The organism is Bacillus sp. AP50, assembly GCF_040492675.1.
Lineage (GTDB): Bacteria > Bacillota > Bacilli > Bacillales > Bacillaceae_G > Bacillus_A > Bacillus_A cereus.
The window spans coordinates 1-2,447 of the sequence record NZ_JBEUTW010000486.1 but is presented as its reverse complement, the minus strand read 5'-3'; the positions used below and the strand labels follow the sequence as shown (position 1 = coordinate 2,447).

The window sequence follows — 2,447 nt, the reverse complement described above, 5'->3', positions numbered from 1 at the left end:
CTCTCACACAATGTCATTGTTTAAGATAAAGTTGAGCTTCAAAGTAGATGTAACTTATAGGAGGAAATCATGTTTAAAATAGGGGATTTTTCAAAACTATCTTCCATTAGTATACGAATGTTGAGACACTACGATAAAGTGGAATTACTACAACCAGTAAAAGTCGATGAGCAGAGTGGATATCGATTTTATTCAGCAGACCAATTAAAAAAAGTAAATCAAATTCAAACGTTAAAAGCTATGGGGTTTAATATTGCTACTATTAAAGAAATAATAGAATGCGATAATATAGATACCATAAAAGAGAAATTTTTTAATCGTAGTGCTCAAGTTAAAGAAGACATGAATAACCTCCAAAAACAATTCCGTCTCCTCGAAGACTCAATGAAAATGATGAGAGAGGATGTTGTTGAGATGAATTATCATGTTTCAATAAAAGAAATTCCAGAAAGAACTGTAGCTAGTGTTAGAAAGATTATTCCATCGTATAATTGCGAAGGTGATTTATGGAGTGTATTAATGCAAGAAATTCAAATGGAAAATATTAGTATTTCCCAACCGAGTTATAGTATTGCGGTTTTCCATGATCGTGAATACAAAGAAAATGATGTAGATATAGAAATACAGCTAAGTATTCTTGGTAAGCACGAAAATACAAAAGACGTTGCATTTAAAAAGATTGAATCAACTCATGTAGCTTCCATAACAGTTAATGGAAGTTATGAACAGATGACAGCTGTAAATGAAGCTGCGGCAAAATGGATTGAGACAGAAGGTTACGAATTAGCAGGCCCAATGTTTAATATTTATCATGTGAGCCCAGCGATGGAATCGGATCCTAATAAGTGGGTTACAGAAGTTTGTTATCCAATAAACAAATAAGTAATAAAAAAAGGCATGTTTTATGCCTTTTTTATTTTATTAATATCTCAAAATATATAAATATTCCTCTTTACAGTTTTCGTATCGGACTATATAAGGCAATAAAGACTTCAATTATTTTAGTAAAAGCAGCTAAAGCAAATATAAATACAGGATTGTAGGCTGAAATAATTCCACCTACTAATGCCCCCAATGGCATAGATAATCGTGTAAGTACACGAGAAAAACCTAAAACACGTCCTTGCAAATTGGATGGAACAGTTTCCTGCCGAATTGATGTAACAATCGTATTCCATGTGATATTACATGTCATCGCGATTCCGAAAGCAATTCCGGGAGCAAGCCAATATGTACTCCACAAAGCAAATGTTAACCCAAGCGCTCCTAAAAATAGGAGTAAAGGAATAAGTACACCACGTCGAAATTTCTTTTCTAAAGGAACGGCAATTAAGCTTCCTAAAAGCCCACCTATTCCTATTAAAGTATAATTATAGCCACTTTGTGCGGAGGTAAGATTTAATGTCGATAATAAATAATACATAAGTACACCTAAAACAGCACTTGCTCCAAAGTTACCTACCATAGCTTGAAGTGACAAAGCTATATTTAACCGATCATTTTTGAGCCATTTAAATCCATCAAACAAATCATTTAGTACATTTTGCAATGTTTTTTTATCAGTATTCTTTTTATTTAAGTTTTTCATAGAAGGTAATATAATCACAGCAATTAATGTAGCAATAAATGAAAGAACATTAATCCAAAGTACTTGAAAGCCGCCAATAAAAGATATGAAAAGCCCAGCTATGATTGGACCAAACAAACTAGCCAATTGATTAACCATTTGATATAAAGAATTAGCCTTCGTTAATGATGCACCTGCGATGTGTGGAATGACTGTAACTGTTGTTACATCAAAAAGCATGGACATAACTGCTAAGATAAAAGTAATTACGTATAAATGCCAGACTTCTAATATATGTAATGCATGTAAAATTGGTACGAGACTTACTAAAATAATATTGGTAATATCCGCCATCCAAAGTAACTTTTTTCGATCATATCGATCAACTAGTACACCAACTAAAGGGCCAAATAAAACGATTGGCAATACGTTTACAGCAAATAAAGAACTCATAATTACAGCTGAACCAGTTAATTGATAGGCAATCCAAGGCAGTGCAAAAGTATATAATGAATCCCCGATTCGTGAAATGAGTAAACCAAAAATAAAAATCTTGTATTCTTTTGAAAAAATTGTCTTGACAGTTAATCTTCGTTCTTGTACAAATTTCACAATTGTATGAACCACCTTTAGTAAAGAGGAATTTGAAAATAATCCGTCCAATACGTATTAAATATAGAATTCTGTAAGAAGTTGTTGAATCCTACCTTTATAAGGTTAATTTTATATAAAAGTGTAGGGAATAGAAATTAGGGCGGCTTTTATTGGATGAGGCGGAATGATTCGAGAACAAAAAGGATTGCTAGATAAAGAGTTAATCTTACGACCTTTTCCACAACTTTTGTTTTAGCAGAACTAATAAAAGAGAATCCTATATTAC

General features: G+C 32.4%; 2 protein-coding genes. One reads left to right on the top strand and one right to left on the bottom strand.

All coding sequences use genetic code 11. The features are described 5' to 3' along the window. Positions 1-69 precede the first annotated feature (69 nt). On the top strand, positions 70-882 hold the full coding sequence (locus tag ABWK52_RS25205) for a MerR family transcriptional regulator (protein ID WP_098541285.1): 813 nt from the start codon (positions 70-72) through the stop codon (positions 880-882). Between the two features lie 70 nt (positions 883-952). On the opposite strand, the gene ABWK52_RS25200 is transcribed toward ABWK52_RS25205, so the two are convergent. Beyond that, positions 953-2,179, bottom strand: coding sequence for an MFS transporter (locus tag ABWK52_RS25200; protein ID WP_097856472.1), 1,227 nt, complete (start codon positions 2,177-2,179; stop codon positions 953-955). Positions 2,180-2,447: the final 268 nt, after the last annotated feature.

Coding starts and splice junctions, on each gene's coding strand:
- ABWK52_RS25205 (WP_098541285.1), top strand. CDS start 70: ATGTTTAAAATAGGGGATTTTTCAAAACTATCTTCCATTAGTATACGA.